The following is a 407-nucleotide window of genomic DNA, read 5'->3' as shown; positions in this document are numbered from 1 at the left end:
ACGTAGCTGTGGTCCCGCGAGATGGCTTCCAGCACGCCGCCGCGCAGGCGGTACAGGCGGCTGTCGCCGGCCCACAGGCAGCTCGCCTGGTTGCCGCGCGCGGCGAGCAGTACCAGGGTGCTGCCCATCACGCTGACGCCACGCAGGCCGGCCTCCTGGCGAACCCGCTCGTTGACCTGGGCGAGGCCGGTGCGCAACGCGCCGACGTAGGCCGGTAGCGAGGAGGCCGCCGGGATGCGCCGCAGGGTATCGACGATCAGGCTGCTGACGAAGTCGCCGGCGGCGTGGCCGCCCATGCCGTCGGCGACCACCCAGAGTCCCGACTCTGGGGCGTCGAGACTGGCGTCTTCGTTGACCTTGCGGACCATGCCGACGTGGCTGTAGCTGGCCGACCTGTAGTAGCTGAC

1 pseudogene is annotated in these 407 nt (G+C 71.3%); it reads right to left on the bottom strand.

The features are described from left to right. A pseudogene (gene pppA / locus JWJ90_RS22980) lies at positions 1-407 on the bottom strand (serine/threonine phosphatase PppA); the annotation flags it as partial.

The sequence above is a fragment of the Desulfobulbus rhabdoformis genome (assembly GCF_016919065.1).
GTDB lineage: Bacteria > Desulfobacterota > Desulfobulbia > Desulfobulbales > Desulfobulbaceae > Desulfobulbus > Desulfobulbus rhabdoformis.
Note: the sequence above shows the minus strand (reverse complement) of the source record. Positions and strands in the feature narration are given on the sequence as shown.